The 15009-nt window shown below is 71.4% G+C and carries 20 protein-coding genes; 11 read left to right on the top strand and 9 right to left on the bottom strand.

Translation table 11 applies throughout. The annotated features are described in order from the left end of the window. Positions 1-124: 124 nt before the first annotated feature. Complete coding sequence (locus ACRQ4B_RS14900) at positions 125-895, bottom strand: winged helix-turn-helix domain-containing protein (RefSeq protein ID WP_439692173.1); 771 nt, start codon at positions 893-895, stop codon at positions 125-127. A gap of 492 nt (positions 896-1387) precedes the next feature. Then, complete coding sequence (gene upp / locus ACRQ4B_RS14895) at positions 1388-2023, bottom strand: uracil phosphoribosyltransferase (RefSeq protein WP_439692172.1); 636 nt, start codon at positions 2021-2023, stop codon at positions 1388-1390. A 77-nt stretch (positions 2024-2100) separates the two neighbouring features. Here upp and ACRQ4B_RS14890 point away from each other — a divergent pair, with 77 nt between their 5' ends. After that, positions 2101-2532 carry a nucleoside deaminase gene (locus tag ACRQ4B_RS14890; RefSeq protein ID WP_439694415.1) on the top strand — a complete coding sequence of 144 codons (432 nt, stop codon included), beginning with the start codon at positions 2101-2103 and terminating at the stop codon, positions 2530-2532. A 24-nt stretch (positions 2533-2556) separates the two neighbouring features. On the opposite strand, the gene ACRQ4B_RS14885 is transcribed toward ACRQ4B_RS14890, so the two are convergent. Both ACRQ4B_RS14885 and ACRQ4B_RS14880 read right to left on the bottom strand, forming a co-directional pair. After that, positions 2557-2934, bottom strand: a complete 378-nt coding sequence (locus tag ACRQ4B_RS14885) for a hypothetical protein (RefSeq protein ID WP_439692171.1) — start codon at positions 2932-2934, stop codon at positions 2557-2559. A 48-nt stretch (positions 2935-2982) separates the two neighbouring features. Beyond that, a complete protein-coding gene (locus ACRQ4B_RS14880; protein ID WP_439692170.1) occupies positions 2983-3939 on the bottom strand; it encodes a cation diffusion facilitator family transporter in 957 nt (318 codons plus the stop codon). Between the two features lie 65 nt (positions 3940-4004). Between ACRQ4B_RS14880 and proC the strand changes: the two genes are divergently transcribed. Then, positions 4005-4835 (top strand): pyrroline-5-carboxylate reductase, encoded by an 831-nt coding sequence (gene proC / locus ACRQ4B_RS14875; RefSeq protein WP_439692169.1) that lies wholly within the window; start codon positions 4005-4007, stop codon positions 4833-4835. Here the strand turns inward: proC and ACRQ4B_RS14870 are convergent. Beyond that, the gene (locus ACRQ4B_RS14870; RefSeq protein WP_439692168.1) at positions 4832-6304 is read right to left on the bottom strand and encodes an MFS transporter; all 1473 of its coding nucleotides are present in this window, start codon (positions 6302-6304) and stop codon (positions 4832-4834) included. The two genes, proC and ACRQ4B_RS14870, sit on opposite strands and share 4 nt — an antisense overlap. Positions 6305-6356: 52 nt before the next feature. Between ACRQ4B_RS14870 and ACRQ4B_RS14865 the strand changes: the two genes are divergently transcribed. Beyond that, positions 6357-6944, top strand: coding sequence for a TetR/AcrR family transcriptional regulator (locus ACRQ4B_RS14865; RefSeq protein ID WP_439692167.1), 588 nt, complete (start codon positions 6357-6359; stop codon positions 6942-6944). Between the two features lie 55 nt (positions 6945-6999). Here the strand turns inward: ACRQ4B_RS14865 and ACRQ4B_RS14860 are convergent, their stop codons facing one another. Together ACRQ4B_RS14860 and ACRQ4B_RS14855 are read right to left on the bottom strand one after the other, a co-directional pair. Continuing rightward, entirely contained in the window at positions 7000-7668 is a 669-nt protein-coding gene (locus ACRQ4B_RS14860; RefSeq protein WP_439694414.1) for a potassium channel family protein, read from the bottom strand. Between the two features lie 61 nt (positions 7669-7729). Next, positions 7730-9163 carry a TrkH family potassium uptake protein gene (locus ACRQ4B_RS14855; RefSeq protein ID WP_439692166.1) on the bottom strand — a complete coding sequence of 478 codons (1434 nt, stop codon included), beginning with the start codon at positions 9161-9163 and terminating at the stop codon, positions 7730-7732. A 72-nt stretch (positions 9164-9235) separates the two neighbouring features. On the opposite strand from ACRQ4B_RS14855, the gene ACRQ4B_RS14850 reads away from it, so the two are divergent. The 5 genes from ACRQ4B_RS14850 to ACRQ4B_RS14830 all read left to right on the top strand — a co-directional run bounded on the left by ACRQ4B_RS14850 (position 9236) and on the right by ACRQ4B_RS14830 (position 10850). Next, positions 9236-9751, top strand: a complete 516-nt coding sequence (locus ACRQ4B_RS14850; protein ID WP_439692165.1) for an ArsR/SmtB family transcription factor — start codon at positions 9236-9238, stop codon at positions 9749-9751. Positions 9752-9831: 80 nt separating this feature from the next. After that, positions 9832-10026, top strand: a complete 195-nt coding sequence (locus ACRQ4B_RS14845) for a helix-turn-helix domain-containing protein (protein ID WP_022902482.1) — start codon at positions 9832-9834, stop codon at positions 10024-10026. 118 nt (positions 10027-10144) lie between these two features. Continuing rightward, entirely contained in the window at positions 10145-10243 is a 99-nt protein-coding gene (locus ACRQ4B_RS14840) for a 30S ribosomal protein bS22 (protein WP_003792170.1), read from the top strand. A 62-nt stretch (positions 10244-10305) separates the two neighbouring features. Next, positions 10306-10560: a glutaredoxin family protein gene (locus tag ACRQ4B_RS14835; RefSeq protein ID WP_439692164.1), complete on the top strand. Its 255-nt coding sequence runs from the start codon at positions 10306-10308 to the stop codon at positions 10558-10560. Continuing rightward, positions 10557-10850, top strand: a complete 294-nt coding sequence (locus ACRQ4B_RS14830) for a Dabb family protein (protein ID WP_439692163.1) — start codon at positions 10557-10559, stop codon at positions 10848-10850. The genes ACRQ4B_RS14835 and ACRQ4B_RS14830 overlap by 4 nt, the downstream gene beginning before the upstream one ends. Before the next feature lie 156 nt (positions 10851-11006). On the opposite strand, the gene aspS is transcribed toward ACRQ4B_RS14830, so the two are convergent. Continuing rightward, on the bottom strand, positions 11007-12347 hold the full coding sequence (aspS, locus tag ACRQ4B_RS14825) for an aspartate--tRNA(Asn) ligase (protein WP_439692162.1): 1341 nt from the start codon (positions 12345-12347) through the stop codon (positions 11007-11009). A 161-nt stretch (positions 12348-12508) separates the two neighbouring features. On the opposite strand from aspS, the gene ACRQ4B_RS14820 reads away from it, so the two are divergent. Together ACRQ4B_RS14820 and ACRQ4B_RS14815 are read left to right on the top strand one after the other, a co-directional pair. After that, on the top strand, positions 12509-12853 hold the full coding sequence (locus ACRQ4B_RS14820; RefSeq protein WP_439692161.1) for a hypothetical protein: 345 nt from the start codon (positions 12509-12511) through the stop codon (positions 12851-12853). Then, entirely contained in the window at positions 12846-13052 is a 207-nt protein-coding gene (locus ACRQ4B_RS14815; protein WP_439692160.1) for a hypothetical protein, read from the top strand. The genes ACRQ4B_RS14820 and ACRQ4B_RS14815 overlap by 8 nt, the downstream gene beginning before the upstream one ends. Here ACRQ4B_RS14815 and ACRQ4B_RS14810 read toward each other — a convergent pair. Next, positions 13041-13415: a MerR family transcriptional regulator gene (locus ACRQ4B_RS14810; RefSeq protein WP_439694413.1), complete on the bottom strand. Its 375-nt coding sequence runs from the start codon at positions 13413-13415 to the stop codon at positions 13041-13043. The two genes, ACRQ4B_RS14815 and ACRQ4B_RS14810, sit on opposite strands and share 12 nt — an antisense overlap. Positions 13416-13468: 53 nt before the next feature. Here ACRQ4B_RS14810 and ACRQ4B_RS14805 point away from each other — a divergent pair, with 53 nt between their 5' ends. After that, on the top strand, positions 13469-14959 hold the full coding sequence (locus ACRQ4B_RS14805; protein ID WP_439692159.1) for a SulP family inorganic anion transporter: 1491 nt from the start codon (positions 13469-13471) through the stop codon (positions 14957-14959). The last annotated feature ends 50 nt before the right edge of the window (positions 14960-15009 follow it).

Here is a 15009-nt window from a genome sequence, read left to right as displayed (position 1 = left end):
CATTCCACAGCCGGTGCCACAGCAAACACCGTCTGCACCACCGACTGTATAACGAACGGGTAACGGCGCGCTACCGTCCGACGCGGTCGTTCGCTGCGAGTTCACCAAGAGCGACCGATGCGGATCAGAAGAGGTCGGGCGACGGCGTCGAGGCGTACCGCACCGCGACGTCGGCGTGGCGGTCGAATCGGTAGCCGACCCCGCGCACGGTGCGGACGATCTCCTCGAACGCACCGAGCTTCGAGCGGAGTCGACGCACGTGCACGTCGATGGTGCGCTCGTTCGGGGTCTCGTCCTCGCCGTCGGACCAGAGCCCGTCGATGATGGCGGAGCGGTCGACGGTCTGCCCCTCGCGGAGCACGAGGAACTGCAGGAGCTCGAACTCCTTGTAGGTCAGGGGAGCGGCCTCACCGTCGAGCGTCACGCGCTTCCGGGAGATGTCGATGACGACGCCGGTCTCCTCGGGCTCGGGCTTCTCGGCCTGCTTGCGGGCGGCCACGGCGGAACGGTCATGCAGCGCGAGCCGGACGACGTCGACGTCCCGTCCGCCGGAGCCCTCGGCGGCGACGGCCACCGCGGCGTACGTCTCCGACGCGGGCACGAGCTGCGCCGTCAGGGCCTTGAGCTGCTCGACGACGGCCGCCAGGGTCGTCCCCGCGGCCGCGGCCTTCGCCTCGTCGATGCCGACGTACAGCGCGAACCCACGTGCCTCGGTGCCCTCGGGCAGTGCCCGGTTGCGCTGCGGGGCGACGACCGGACTGGTCGGCACGCCCACCTGGGCCGGCGGCGCGACGGGCTGGCGACGCGGGCGGATCGGCGTCACGGTGCCGAGGTCGGTGGGAGCGGGGGCCGTGGTGCGGAGGGCGGTGCGGGGCTGGGCGATGGTGAGCGACATGGCGGTTCTCCGGGCGGGGTGGCTGCGGGCACGAGATGGGTGCCGCGGCCGTGTCGAATGCGTCGGTCCGGGTACGGCGTGTGCCGTGGTGCCCTGCGGTCCTGCTGCGGACCGGGGCCGACCCGGGGGTACGGGGGACAGACCTCGCGACGTGGTGCGCGTCGTCGACGTGGTCGTCACCCGGGGATCACGCTCGCGCGACGGGGGTGGTGTCGCGGGGGATCCAGCTGGAACGGGTGCCGATCAGGCGCACATTCGACAACGCATGACGGCCATGGCCGGCATCATCATGCCGGCGGTCCCCTGTGCCTCGGAGAGGACGCGGGTGGACACGGTTGCAGTCATGGGACGAGTATCGGTGGGATACCAACGTCGTGTCAACCGTCCGCGCGGACGGTGCCGTGGACCGGACAGGAGGCGGACGGGAGGCGCGATGCCGGCTGGCACCGCGCCTCCTGTCCGGTGGTGGTCGCGTCGCGACCGGGGGTCGTCCTACTCGGCGAGGCCGTACAGGCGGTCGCCGGCGTCGCCGAGGCCCGGCACGATGTAGCCGTTCTCGTCGAGCTTCTCGTCCAGGGCGCCGAGCACGATCGAGACGTTGCGGTCGCCCACGGCTTCCTCGACGGCGGCGAGGCCCTCGGGTGCACCGAGGATGCAGACGCACGTGACCTCCTGCGCGCCGCGGTCGAACAGGAAGTCGATCGCGGCCGCGAGGGTGCCGCCGGTGGCCAGCATCGGGTCGAGCACGAAGCACTGGCGGCCGGAGAGGTCGTCGGGCAGGCGCTCGGCGTAGGTCTGCGGTTCGAGGGTCTCCTCGTTGCGGGCCATGCCGAGGAAGCCGACCTCGGCCGTCGGCACGAGCTTGACCATGCCCTCGAGCATGCCGAGCCCGGCGCGCAGGATCGGCACGACGAGGGGTCGGGGCTTCGCGATCGAGACGCCCATGGTGTGCGCCACCGGCGTGTCGATCGGGGTCGCGGTGACGCGCACGTTGCGGGTCGCCTCGTACGCCAGCAGCGTCACGAGTTCCTCGGTGAGGGCGCGGAACGTGGGGGAGGGCGTCGTACGGTCGCGGAGCACCGAGAGCTTGTGGGTGATGAGCGGGTGGTCGGCGACGTGGACTCGCATAGGGTCGAGCCTACCGTCTGCCGACCACCAGGAGAGACCCCGTGGAAGCCCCCGCTGCCCGTCCGTTCGTCCCGGCGATGGAGCGTGCGCTCGACGAGGCCCGGGCGTGCCTGGCGACCGGGGACGTCCCCGTCGGTGCGGTGGTGCTCGACCGCGACGGCGCGGTGGTCGCGGTGGGCCGGAACGAGCGCGAGGCGCGGCAGGACCCCACCGCCCACGCCGAGGTGCTCGCGCTCCGGGCGGCCGCCGAGGTCACGGGGGACTGGCACCTCGACGACCACACCCTGGTGGTCACGCTCGAGCCGTGCCCGATGTGCGCCGGGGCGATCCTGGCCGCCCGGGTGCCGCGGATCGTCTTCGGAGCGTGGGACCCGAAGGCCGGGGCGAGCGGGAGCGTCTACGACATCGCCCGGGATCGTCGGCTGCCGCACCGGTCCGAGGTCGTCGGCGGGGTGCTGGAGCCGGCGTGCGCCGAGCTGCTGGACGCCTTCTTCGCGACCCGTCGCTGAACCGGCCCCCGGTGCTGTCCGGACTCAGCTCCAGAGCACCGCGATCAGGACGTTGACGATCGCGAGCGCGCCGGCCGAGTGGAAGAACGGCAGGGCGGCCTTCGCCTTCGCCGCGCCGGCGTCGGCACGCTTCTGACGCGCCCGGGCGACGAACGCCAGCACGAGGGCCACCACCGCGATGGCGAGCTTCACACCGAGCTTGGCGTGGTTCGCGCCGCCGTCACTGGTCGCGTCGATGACGCCCATCATCCCGAGGCCGGTGACGAGCTGCACGACCAGCCCGGCGATCGGCCAGGACGTCTGGAAGCCGCCCTTGCGCCGCACCTGCACGAGGAACGCGCCGATGACCGCCGCGAGGCCGAGGAAGTGCAGGATGAGCAGGACGTCGAAGAGCGCGGTCATGCGCCCATCGTGGCGGACCCGTCGTCAGGCCCGCCAGGAAGGGTGACCTCAGTCCGCGGCGCGGATCACGATCGCCTCGGTCGGCGGTCGCGGGCCGGTGCGGAGCACGTCGGGCTCGACGTAGATCACCCGGGCGATCGGCACGGCGGTGCGGACCCGGTGCTCGACGGAGTCGATGCCCGCCGCGACGTCGCCGAGGCGTCGGTCACCGTCGACGGCGACCTTCACGCCGACCATGAGCTCGTCCGGCCCGAGGTACAGCGTCTTGATGTGGATGATCGAGTCGACCTCGGGGCCGTCGAGCACGGCGTGCTTGATGCGCTCGACGTCGGCGGCGCTCGCGCCCTCGCCGACGAGGAGGCTCTTGGTCTCGATGCCGAGCACCACCGCGACCGCGATGAGCAGCACGGCGATGAGGATGGTGCCGATCGCGTCGAAGACGCCGTTGCCGGTGATGGCGGTGAGGCCGACGCCGAACAGGGCGAACACGAGGCCCAGCAGTGCCGCGGTGTCCTCGAGCATGACGACGGGCAGCTCGGGGGCCTTGGCGCGGCGGACGAACTGCACCCAGCTCTGCCGGCCCTTCTGCGGTCGGGCCTCGTTCAGGGCGGTCCGGAGCGAGAAGCCCTCGAGCCCGATGGCGATGACGAGCACCGCGATCGGCAGCCACCAGTTGTCGAGCGGGTGCGGGTGGGTGAGCTTCTCGATGCCCTCGTAGAGCGAGAACACGCCGCCGACGGAGAACAGGATGATCGACACCACGAACGCGTACACGTACCGTTCGCGCCCGTAGCCGAACGGGTGCTCCTCGTCCGCCGCACGTCGGGCGCGTCGCCCGCCGAGCAGCAGCAGGAGCTGGTTCGCGGAGTCCGCGAGCGAGTGGACGCCCTCGGCGAGCATCGAGGCCGATCCGCTGATCGCCGCCGCGACGAACTTCACGATCGCGATGCCGACGTTGGCACCGAGTGCGGCGAGGATGGCCTTCGTGCCTCCGGAAGCGCTCACAGATGTCCCTTCTCGCTGACCTGTGCGCACGATCCTAGGCGTGCGGGCTGGGTAGGGTCGGGACCATGACGATCGAACTGCCCCGCACCGCCCTGCTCGGCGTCGGCTCCATGTCCGGCGCGGTCCTCGACGGCTTGCTCGCCGCCGGTCTGGACCCCGCGACGGTGACGCTCACGACGAAGTCGGAGCAGTCCGCCGCGGCGCACCGGCAGCGTGGGCTGGACGCCACCGCGAGCGACACGGACCCCGACGCGAACCGTGTGGCCGTGCGTGGAGCGGCGCTCGTCGTGCTCGGGGTGAAGCCCTACGCGATCGGCGACCTGCTCGACGAGGTGTCGGCGGACCTCGAGCCGGGTGCGGTCGTGGTGAGCGTCGCGGTCGGGACGACCACCGCGAGCATGGAAGCGCGGGTCCCGGAGGGGGTCCGCGTCGTCCGGGCGCTCCCGAACACGCCGATCGGCGTCGGGCACGGTGTCACCGGTGTCAGCGCCGGTGCCTCCGCGGACGCCGGGGCCGTCGCGCTCGCGTCGTCGGTGTTCTCCGCCTCCGGTGTCGTGATCGAGGTGCCGGAGTCGCAGCTCGACGCGCTCTCGGCCGTCTCCGGTTCCGGCCCCGCCTACGTGTTCCTGCTCGTCGAGCAGTGGCAGCAGGCGGCGGAGTCGCTCGGGTTCACGACGGACCAGGCCGAGGCGATGGTGCAGGGCACGCTGCGGGGCGCGGTGGAGCTGCTCGCGGCGTCGGGCAAGGAGCCGGCGGCGCTGCGCAAGGCCGTGACGAGCCCGAAGGGGACCACCGAGCGCGCCGTCGCCGTGCTGCAGGAGGCGGACCTCGCCGGGACCTTCGAGCGGGCGTCCCACGCCGCGATCGCGCGTGCGGAGGAGCTCTCGAAGGCCTAGTCGGCGAGGACGGCGTCCGGTGCCGCGGGCTCCGGGGCGACGTCGCGTCGGCCCTGCCGGGCGCGGGCCGTCGCCCAGGCGACGAGCACCCCGGCGACCACCGTGAGGACGGTCCCGGCGATCGTGACGGCGCTGTCGAACTGCACGCCCTGGGCGTGGGTCCACGGCGTCGCGGTCAACCGTCCGGTGACGACCGCTGCGAGCACCGTGCCGGCCACCGCGATGCCGATCGCCGAGGTGACCTCGGACGACGTGTCGACGAGCGCGGCGCCGATCGTCGTGCGGTCGGCCGGCAGCCCGCGGAGCACGTTCGTGCCGGCGACGACGCCGACGACGCGCATCCCGGCGGCGACGAGCACGAGGGCCAGTGCGATCCAGCCGTACCCGTGCGGCCCGAGGAGCGTGTACACGGCGAGCCCGACGACGACCGCGGCGGCGCTCGACCACGCCGCGTGCTCGAGCCCGACGCGCCGGACGAACGGTCCCACGACCGCGCTGCCGGCCACGAGGACGACCACCTGCGGGAGCATGCCGAGCGCGGCGAGGGCCGGTGGCCAGCCCCACGCGAGCTGGAGGTGCAGGGTGACGAGGTACCCGAGGCCCGCGACCGCGAGTCCGGTGGCCGCCTTGTACGCAAGACCGCTCGACACCAGGGGGCGTGCGACGAGCGCGAGGTCGAGGAGCGGGTGCTCGGCACGGCGTTGGCGGACCACGAACCCGGCACCCGCAGCGACCGCGCCGGCGGCGGCGGCCCAGCCGGTCCAGTCGGTGACCCCGCCGTCGGCGAAGCGGGTGGGTGCGACGAGTGCGAGGACGACCGCGGCGGTGCCGAGGAGTGCGCCCGCCCAGTCGACGGGCGCCCGGTGCAGCCCGGCCGGGTCGTCGCGGTCGACTCCGGTCCGGATGCCGACGAACGCCAGCGCGGCGATCGGCACGTTGACCAGCAGCAGGACCTGCCACGGCGCGACCGCGAGGACGAGGCCGCCCAGCGTCGGACCGACCGCCAGGCCGACGAGGCCGACGGTGGAGATGAGGTTGATCGCGCGGACGCGCTGGTCGTCGTCGTCGAACAGGCGGAACGCGAGCGCCATCGACCCGGGCGTGGTCATCGCGGCGGCGATCCCGGTGACGACGCGGACGGCGACGAGCTCGTCGGCGGTGGTGACGAACGCGGTCGCCAGGCTCGCGACGCCGAGCAGCACGAGCCCGACGAGCATCACCCGGCGGCGACCGTACCGGTCCGCGACCGCGCCGGCGGCGAGCATGGACCCGCCGAAGACGACCGAGTACGCCCCGGTGACCCACTGCAGCCCGGTCGCACCGACGTGGAGTTCGCGCCCGATGGTCGGCAGCGCGACGGTGAGGATCGAGTTGTCGAGCATCTCGAACAGGAAGACCGCGGCGAGCCCGGCGAGGGCGACCCGCGAACCGCGCAGGGATCGGGGAGAGTGGACCCGGATGTCGTTCATGCGACTAAGTTAAGTCACTCAACTGAGTCAGTCAATAGGAAGTGGGTCGGGCATGCCGAGGAGCGCACCCCGCGGGGGACCGGAGACGCGTGCGCGGATCGCCGAGACGGCCTCCGGGATGTTCGCCGAGCGCGGGTTCGACGCGGTCACGGTCGCGCAGGTCGCCTCGGCCGTCGGGGTGTCGAGCGTCACGGTCTTCAAGCACTTCCCGCGCAAGGAGGACCTCTTCCTCGACCGGTCGGCCGAGGCCGTCGCGCAGTTCCGGGACGCGGTCGACGGCGTGCCGCGCGATCGGGTCCTCGATGCGCTCGAGGCGCTGACGACCCGGCTCGTGGACGAGCGCGCGCCGATCTCCGGCCTCGCTGTCCGCTCCGAAGCGTTCTTCCGGACGATCGCCGACTCGCCCGCGCTGCAGTCCCGCGTCCGGGAACTGGTCGCCGAGGCGCAGGGCGTGCTCGCCGAGACCATCGGGGACGGGCTGCTCGCGGCGTTGTTCGTCGCCGGCTACGCCACCGTGTTCGTCGACACGGCTCGCCGGGTCCTCGCGGACGAGGACCGCGACGCCGTCGCGACGGCGCACCGCGCCGGCCTCGACCGCCTCTTCCGCACGCTGCGGGACGGGGTCGCGTCCGCGACGTGACCAGGAGCCGGACGGGAGGCACGGTGCGGGCCCGTCCCTCCAGGCCGTCCCGGGGTCACTCCAGGGCGGCGAACCGTTCCAGGTCACCCTCGGTGCCGGAGACGATGATCACGTCGTCCTGACCGATCACGCTCTCCGGCGTGGCCGGCACGAACGCCTTGCCCGGCGTCTTGATGCCGAGCACCGTGAGCCCGAACCGCGTCCGGATGACCGTGGTGGCGAGGTCCTTGCCGCGCACCGCCGCCGGCGGGAACATCTTGACCACGGCGAAGTCGTCGTCGAACTCGATGAAGTCGAGCATCCGCCCGGAGACGAGGTGGGCCGTCCGCTCACCGGCCTCGCGCTCCGGGTAGACCACGTGGTTCGCGCCGATGCGGGACAGGATCGTGCCGTGCGAGCGACTGACCGCCTTCGCCCAGATCTGCGGGATGCCGAGGTCGACGAGGTTCGCCGTGATCAGCACGCTCGACTCCAGGTGCGAGCCGACCGCGACGACCGCGATGGCGAAGTCCTGCGCCCCGATCTGCCGGAGCGCGTCGATGTCGGTCGCGTCGGCCTGCACGGCGTGCGTGACCCGGTCCGACCACTTCTGCACGAGGCCGGCGTCGGTGTCGACGACCAGGACCTCGCGGTGCTGCCGTTCCAGCTGACCGGCGGTCGCGGCGCCGAACCGGCCGAGGCCGATGACGAGCACGGGCGCGTCGTGGCTGACGGCGCCGGTCACCGGGTGTGGTGCGCGGCGGTCGGCGCGGGGGGCGCGCCGGTCGGCGCGGGGTGCGTGGCGATCAGCCAACGATCGGCCTCTCCTCGGGACGGCGGAACAACTGCCGGCTCTGGCTGGCGGCCAGCGCTGCGGCGATGGTCACTGTACCGACACGACCGAGGAACATCGTCGCGGCGAGGACGTACTTGCCGGCGTCGGGCAGGTTCTCGGAGACGCCGGCCGACAGCCCGCAGGTCGCGAAGGCGGAGATCACCTCGAACAGCACCCGGTCGAGGGACTCGTGCGTGATCTGCAGGAGCACCACGGTGGCGACGGCGACGATGGTCGCGCCCCACAGCACGATCGCGACGGCGACCCGCAGGACGTCGCTCGGGATCCGGCGGCCGAACGCCTCCATGCTGCGACGGCCGCGGGCCTCGGCGACGGCGGCGAGGAAGAGCACGGCGAGGGTCGTCACCTTGATGCCGCCGGCGGTCGACGCAGACCCGCCACCGATGAACATGAGCATGTCCGTGACGAGGAGGCTCGAGCCGTTCAGCTGGTCGAAGTCGACGAGGGAGAACCCGCCCGACCGGGTCATCGTCGACAGGAAGAGCGCCTGGAACGCCGTCCGACCGGCGCCCTCCTCGCCGAAGGTCGTCGGGTTCGATGCCTCGAGCGCGATGTACACGATCGCCCCGCCGACCAGCAGCGCGGCGCTCGTCGCCAGGGTGAGCTTCACGTGGATCGGCCAGCGGCGCGGGTTCCGCAGTTGCTTCGTCAGGGTCCGGATCACCGGGAAGCCGATGGACCCCGCGACGACGCCGACCATGAGCAGCGACAGGAACCAGTAGTCGTGCGCGAACGGCGCGAGACCGGTGTCGTTCGGCACGAAGCCGGTGTTCGTGAAGGCCATCGCGGCGTAGTAGAAGGAGTCGCCGACGGCCGACCAGAACGGGATGCCCGCGACGAGCACCGACGGCAGCAGCAGCACGCCGAGCGCGACCTCGATCGTCAGGGTGCTCACCGCGACCGTGGCGAGCAGCGTGCCGACCTCGCCGAGCCGGACCGCCTGGCCCTCCGGCACGGCGCCGTGGTGGGTGCGCAAGGGGTTCGAGTCGCCCGCCGCGATGAGCTTCGCGCGGAGGCCGAGTCGACGCGTCACGACGAGCCCGAGGATGGAGGCGAAGGTGAGGACCCCGACCGCGCCGATCTGGGTGCCGATCACGACGAGGGTCTTGCCGAACACCGACCAGTGCGTCGCCATGTCGACCGTCGCCAGGCCGGTCACGCACACCACCGACGCGGCCGTGAACAGCGCGTCGGCGAAGTCGGTCGCGGAGCCGTCCTTCGTCGCCCACGGCGTCATGAACAGCGCCGTGAACACGAAGATGAGCGCGATGAAGACCAGGATCGCCAGTCGGGACGGTGACGACCGCAGCACGGCGGCCACCCGGTTCACCCGTCGCCGCGATGCGCCCACCTGTGCGGGGAGCGGCTCGTGGCGATCGAGCATCGTATGCCTCCGGGGACATGGGCGGGACGGTTCGTCATGGTACATCCGTGACGCCCCGGCTAGCCTTGCTGCATGGCCGACATCTTCAGCGTCGTGGCGGACCCCACCAGACGTGAGCTGCTCGGGGCGCTCCTGTCCGCGTACGGTTCGGACGTCACCGGCGGGGAGCTCAGCGTCGGTCAGCTCGTCGAGAAGCTCGGCGTCAGCCAGCCCACCGTGTCGAAGCACCTGCGTGTCCTGCGTGACATCGGCCTGGTGACCAGCCGTGAAGAGGGGCAGCACCGCTACTACCGGCTCGACCCGGAGCCCCTCGTCGGCATCGAGGAGTGGGTGCTGCCGTTCACCGGGGCGGTCGACGCGGACGGCACCCCGGCCACCACGTCGTGGACCCTCGACGGCCAACCGGTGTCCGTCCGTCGCAACGGCGTGGCGGGCAAGGCCACGGTCGAGGTGGGCACCGAACTCGGGCGGGTGATGGCCGAGGCGTCGTACCGTGCCACCGCCGTCGTCTCCGGTGCGCAGCAGGGGTGGGAGCGCGTCGTCGACCGCAGCCGCAAGCGCTTCACGCGGCGCGGCGACGAGGACTGATCCGCATCTGGACACCGATCGCACCGGCCCCTACAGTTGCCAGTGACCACACAGGTCACACCAATACCCGAAGGCGGACCATGACCGGCAGTTTCGACGACGTGCGCTTCCTCACCGTCGCTGAGGTCGCCGAGATGATGCGCGTCTCCAAGATGACCGTCTACCGCATGGTCCACGCGGGGGAGCTCCCTGCCATCCGGTTCGGCCGGTCCTTCCGCGTCCCGGAGTCCGCCGTCGCGGACGTCCTGCGCGGTGGCATCGCCGACGTCGGGTAGCCCGGCTCGAACCGGCCCGTTCGACATCGCGTCGGCCCTCCGCTAGACTCGGCGGGGTTGTTTTTCCGCGGTCTCGTTGGCCCGGTGTCCACACAACATCAGTCCGAGTGAGGTCCGTATGGGTTCTGTCATCAAGAAGCGTCGCAAGCGCATGGCGAAGAAGAAGCACCGCAAGCTGCTTCGCAAGACGCGCCACCAGCGTCGCAACAAGAAGTAAGTCCAGTACTTGCACCCGAAGCCCCGGTTCGCCGGGGCTTTCGTGTGTCCTAGGGTGGTGCCATGCCCGCCGTGACCCTCCTGACGAAGCCCGGCTGCCACCTCTGCGACGACGCCCGCCCGGTCGTCGAACGCGTCGTGGCCGAACACCCCGGGGCGACCCTGCAGGAGCTGTCCATCCTCGACGACGACGCGCTCCGCGAGGAGTACGCGGAGGACATCCCGGTCGTCCTCGTCGACGGGCGCGTCCACAGCAACTGGCACGTCGACGCCGACCGGCTGCACCGTGCCCTCGAGAAGGCCGAGTCCCGCGCATGATCCACCACGTCGTCTCCTGGACCCTGCGGGAGGACCTCGACCGCACCGCGTCGATCGACCGGATCCGCGAGCTCCTCGTCGGGCTCGTCGGCACCGTCGGGTCGATCCGTTCCCTGCAGGTCGTCGAGAACGTCGCCTACCCGGGCAAGAACCAGGACGTGGCCGTCGTCGCAGCCTTCGACGACCTCGCCGGCCTCGACGAGTACCAGGTGCACCCGCAGCACCAGGCCGCGGCAGCGGAGATCCGGGGCATGGTCACGGGGCGGGCCGCCATCGACTGGCAGGCCTGAGCCGCGCCTCCCGGCCCGCGCGCGTGCCCGCGTGCCCGCGTACCCGTGTCCGCACGGTCGCTGTTCGCTTCGTGAGCAGCAATGGTCGCCTCCCTGTCCGGGAGGCGACCATTGCTGCTCACCATGTGCGCGGTTGCGGGGCCGCGCGCGCTCGCCCTACGGGGTCAGGCGCGTCGGGCCGCGGAAGAGGTACGTGACCTCGCGGATGGACGGCTCGTGCAGCGCGAGCATGAGCACCCGGGCCAGACCCATCCCGAAGCCACCGTGCGGCGGCACGCCGTAGCGGAAGAAGTCGAGGTACCAGCCGAGCTCCTCCGGGTCGAGGCCCTTCTCGACGGCCTGCGCCGTCAGGGTCTCCACGCGGTGCTCGCGCTGTGCGCCCGTCGAGATCTCGGCGCCGTTGAACAGCAGGTCGTAGCTGTTCGTGAGCGTCGGGTCGTCGGCGTGACGCATGTGGTAGTACGGGCGGATCGAGGCGTCGTAGTCGGTCACGAAGACGAACTCCGAGCCGTGCGTCTCCTTCGCCCAGGCGCTCACGCGGCGCTCGCCCTCGGGGTCGAGGTCGCCATCGGCACGGACGACTTCGTAGCCGCTGTCGGCCACGATCTTCCGGGCCTCGGCCAGGGTGACGCGGGGGAACGGCGCGGTCGGGACGACGAACTCGAAGCCGAAGACCTCCTCGATCTCCTTGCCGTACTTGTCCTTGACCGCGGTGAAGCCGGCGACGAGGAGCTCCTCGTGCATGGCCATGACGTCCTCGTGCGACTCGACCCAGGAGATCTCGGCGTCGACGCTGGTGAACTCGGTCGCGTGGCGGCTCGTGAACGACGGGTCGGCGCGGAAGGCGTCGGCGATCTCGAAGACCGCTCCGAAGCCGGCGGGCTGCGCCATCTGCTTGAAGTTCTGCGGCGACTGCGCGAGGTACGCCGTCGTCTCGAAGTACTCGAGCTGGAAGAGCTCGGCACGCGACTCGGATGCCGACGCCATCAGCTTCGGCGTGTGGATCTCGATGTAGTCGCGCTCCACCCAGTAGGTGCGGAACGCGTGCTCCATCGTCGTCTGGATGCGGAAGATGAGGTTCTGCTTGCGGTTGCGCAGGTCGAGGAAGCGCCAGTCGAGGCGCTTGTCGAGCGAGGAGTCGTCCGCGATCGGCGTCTCCGGGATCGCGGCGCTGATCACCTCGAGCGAGCCGACCTTGACCTCGAGCCCGCCGAGCTTGACGCGCTCGTCCTGCTTCAGGGTGCCCTGCACGTGGACGAACGTGCCGTGCGCGAGGCCGGAGATCTCGTTTGTGATGCCGAGGGCGACCTGGGCGGCGTCGTCGCCGTCCTCGACCTCGCGCGTGGCGGGGTTGACGAGCTGCGCGGCGCCGGTCTCGTCGCGGAGGACGACGAACTGCACCTTCTTCTGGTCTCGGACGGTCTCCACCCATCCGGCGACGGAGACGGGGCCGTCGGGGCGTGCGGCGAGGTCGGCGATGCGGGTGCGTTCGATCACGGTGGTCGAGTCTAACGGTCCGGGTCCCGGGTGCTGGTTCCTCCACAGGTCGGGTCCGGTCGGAGGTTGTCCACAAGGTCGGCCTGGAGGCACGTGCCGGGGGTCGACTCCTCCGTAGCGTTCTCGACGTGGCCGGGTCGCGAGCTGGAGGGAGGCCCCGGATGACGGCAGGGGTCGAGGGGCTCGCGGCCTGGCCGCCTGCGGCGGTGGCGACGGTGGTCGCGGCGGCGATCACCGTGGCGTTCACGGTGGTCGTGGCCGGCATCTGCGGGCTGTGGGCCGTGTTGCGGTGGAGGCGGGACGTTGCGCGTGAGGAGCGCGACCGCGCGTGGTCGCGGTTCGTGTGGACAGTCGACCAAGCCTGCGATGGTGACGTCGGGCGGGGTGAGATCGGCTTCGCGAGCGCGAACTCGATGTACGAAATGCAGAGTCTTCGCGACGAGGACGCCGTCTACGGCACAGTCGTGCTCGAGATCATCACGGGAAGGGAGGGTCGACATGACTGAAGACCCGGTGCTCGCACTCCTCCGTCGTCGGGAAGAGGAGTGGCGGGAACGGATCAGGCGGAAGTACCGGTTCCGTCCGTGGAAGGCACGCCGGATCATCTGGGAGCATGACGACCTCCGACGGCGTCTCGATGAATGGCGTGATGCGCGCCGCGAGCGCAGACGGCTGATCGAGGCGGGCGAGTTGTCAGGGGAGTGAGGCGCGCAGGGATCCGAGCGTGCCGATGAACTCCTCGGCCATGCCCGCCCGTTCGACGAGCTTCGCGTGTCGAGCCCTGGCGTCGACGAGGAACTCGTCGAGTCGCGCGGCGAGTGCCGGCTCGTCCTCGGGGTCCTTCGCCGCGAGCCCGTCGACGACCCGGAGCAGCTCGGCCATCTCGTCGAGGGTGAACCCCAGCGGCTTCATCCGCCGGATCACGAGCAGCCGCTCGAGGTCCTGCTCGGTGTAGACCCGGAAGCCGCCGCTCGTCCGGCCACTCGGGACCAGCAGCCCGACCTCGTCGTAGTGCCGGATGGTGCGGAGGGACATCCCGGCGCGCTCGGCCAGCTCGCCGATGTGCATCGTGGTGGTCACGGTGACGACTCTACCCTCACGTGAGGGTAGAGTTCCTCGCGATGTCCGTGATCACCCACGCCCCGACCGCCCCGAGCGTCCTCAGCGCCCTGCGCTCACCCCGCCTCCTCACGCGCGAGGTCCTCGCCGGGGTCGTCACCGCGCTCGCCCTCATCCCCGAGGCGATCTCGTTCTCGGTGGTCGCAGGCGTGGACCCCGCCGTCGGGCTGTTCTCGAGCGTCGTCATCGCCGTGGTGATCGCGATCGTCGGCGGGCGTCCGGCGATGGTGTCCGCCGCCGCGGGGTCGGTCGCCCTCGTCATCGCGCCGCTCGTGCGCGACCACGGCATCGCGTACCTCGTGCCGACGATCGTGCTCGGCGGCGTCCTGCAGATCGTCCTCGGGTTCCTCGGTGTCGCGCGTCTGATGCGGTTCATCCCGCGCAGCGTCAACGTGGCGTTCGTCAACGCGCTCGCGATCCTGATCTTCACCGCGCAGCTGCCGAACCTGTTCGGCGGGGACGTGCCAGTCGTGGTCTGGCCGCTGACGGCGCTCGGCGTCGGGATCATCGTCGGCTTCCCGTTCCTCACGAAGGCGGTCCCGGCCCCGCTCGTCGCCGTCGTCGTCATCACCGCGATCACCCTGGTCGCCGGCATCGCGGTGCCGACGGTCGGGGACGAGGGTGCCCTGCCGACGGCGCTGCCGGGCTTCACCGGCATCACGACGCCCGTCAGCTTCGAGACGCTGCAGATCATCGCGCCGTACGCGTTCGGCGTCGCCATCGTCGGGCTGATCGAGACGCTCCTGACCGCGCAGCTCGTCGACTCGATCACCGAGACCGGCTCGAGCAAGTGGCGGGAGTCCTGGGGACAGGGCGTCGCCAACGTCGCGTCCGCGTTCTTCGGCGGCACCGGCGGCTGCGCGATGATCGGGCAGACGGTCATCAACGTGAAGACGGCGGGCGCCCGCACCCGGGTGTCGACGTTCGTCGCGGGTGCCTCGGTGCTCGTGCTGACGATCGTGCTGCACGACCTCGTCGCCGAGATCCCGATGGCGGCGCTCACCGCCGTGATGATCATGGTCTGCGTGGCGACCTTCGACTGGCACAGCATCCGCCCGCGCACGCTCCGCCGGATGCCCCTCGGCGAGACCGTCGTGATGGTGGTGACGGTCGTGGTCGTCGTCGCGACCGACAACCTCGCGACGGGTGTCCTGGTCGGGGTCGTGGTCGCGGCCCTGGTGTTCGCCCGGCGGGCAGCGCACGTCGTGTCCGTCGTGCGCGAGCCGGTCGACGAGCACACGGTCCGGTACCGGGTGCGCGGTGCGCTATTCTTCGCGTCGTCGAACGACCTCGTCACCCGGTTCTCCTACGCCGAGGACCCGGAGCACGTCGTCATCGACATGTCCGACGCCCACGTGTTCGACGCGAGCACCGTGGCCGCGCTCGACGGGGTGGAGCAGCGCTTCGCGAAGCACGGCTCCAGCGTCGAGGTCGTGCACCTGAACACGGCGTCGACGGCGCTGCACGGGCGGTTGTCCGGCGAACTCGGCTGAGCGCTTCCGCATCCGTGAATCGCCTGTGCGGGCGGTGGGAACGCCGGGGC

Source organism: Curtobacterium sp. SP.BCo, from assembly GCF_051903265.1.
In the GTDB taxonomy this organism is placed as follows: Bacteria; Actinomycetota; Actinomycetes; order Actinomycetales; family Microbacteriaceae; genus Curtobacterium.
This window is presented reverse-complemented; position numbering and strand designations above follow the sequence as displayed.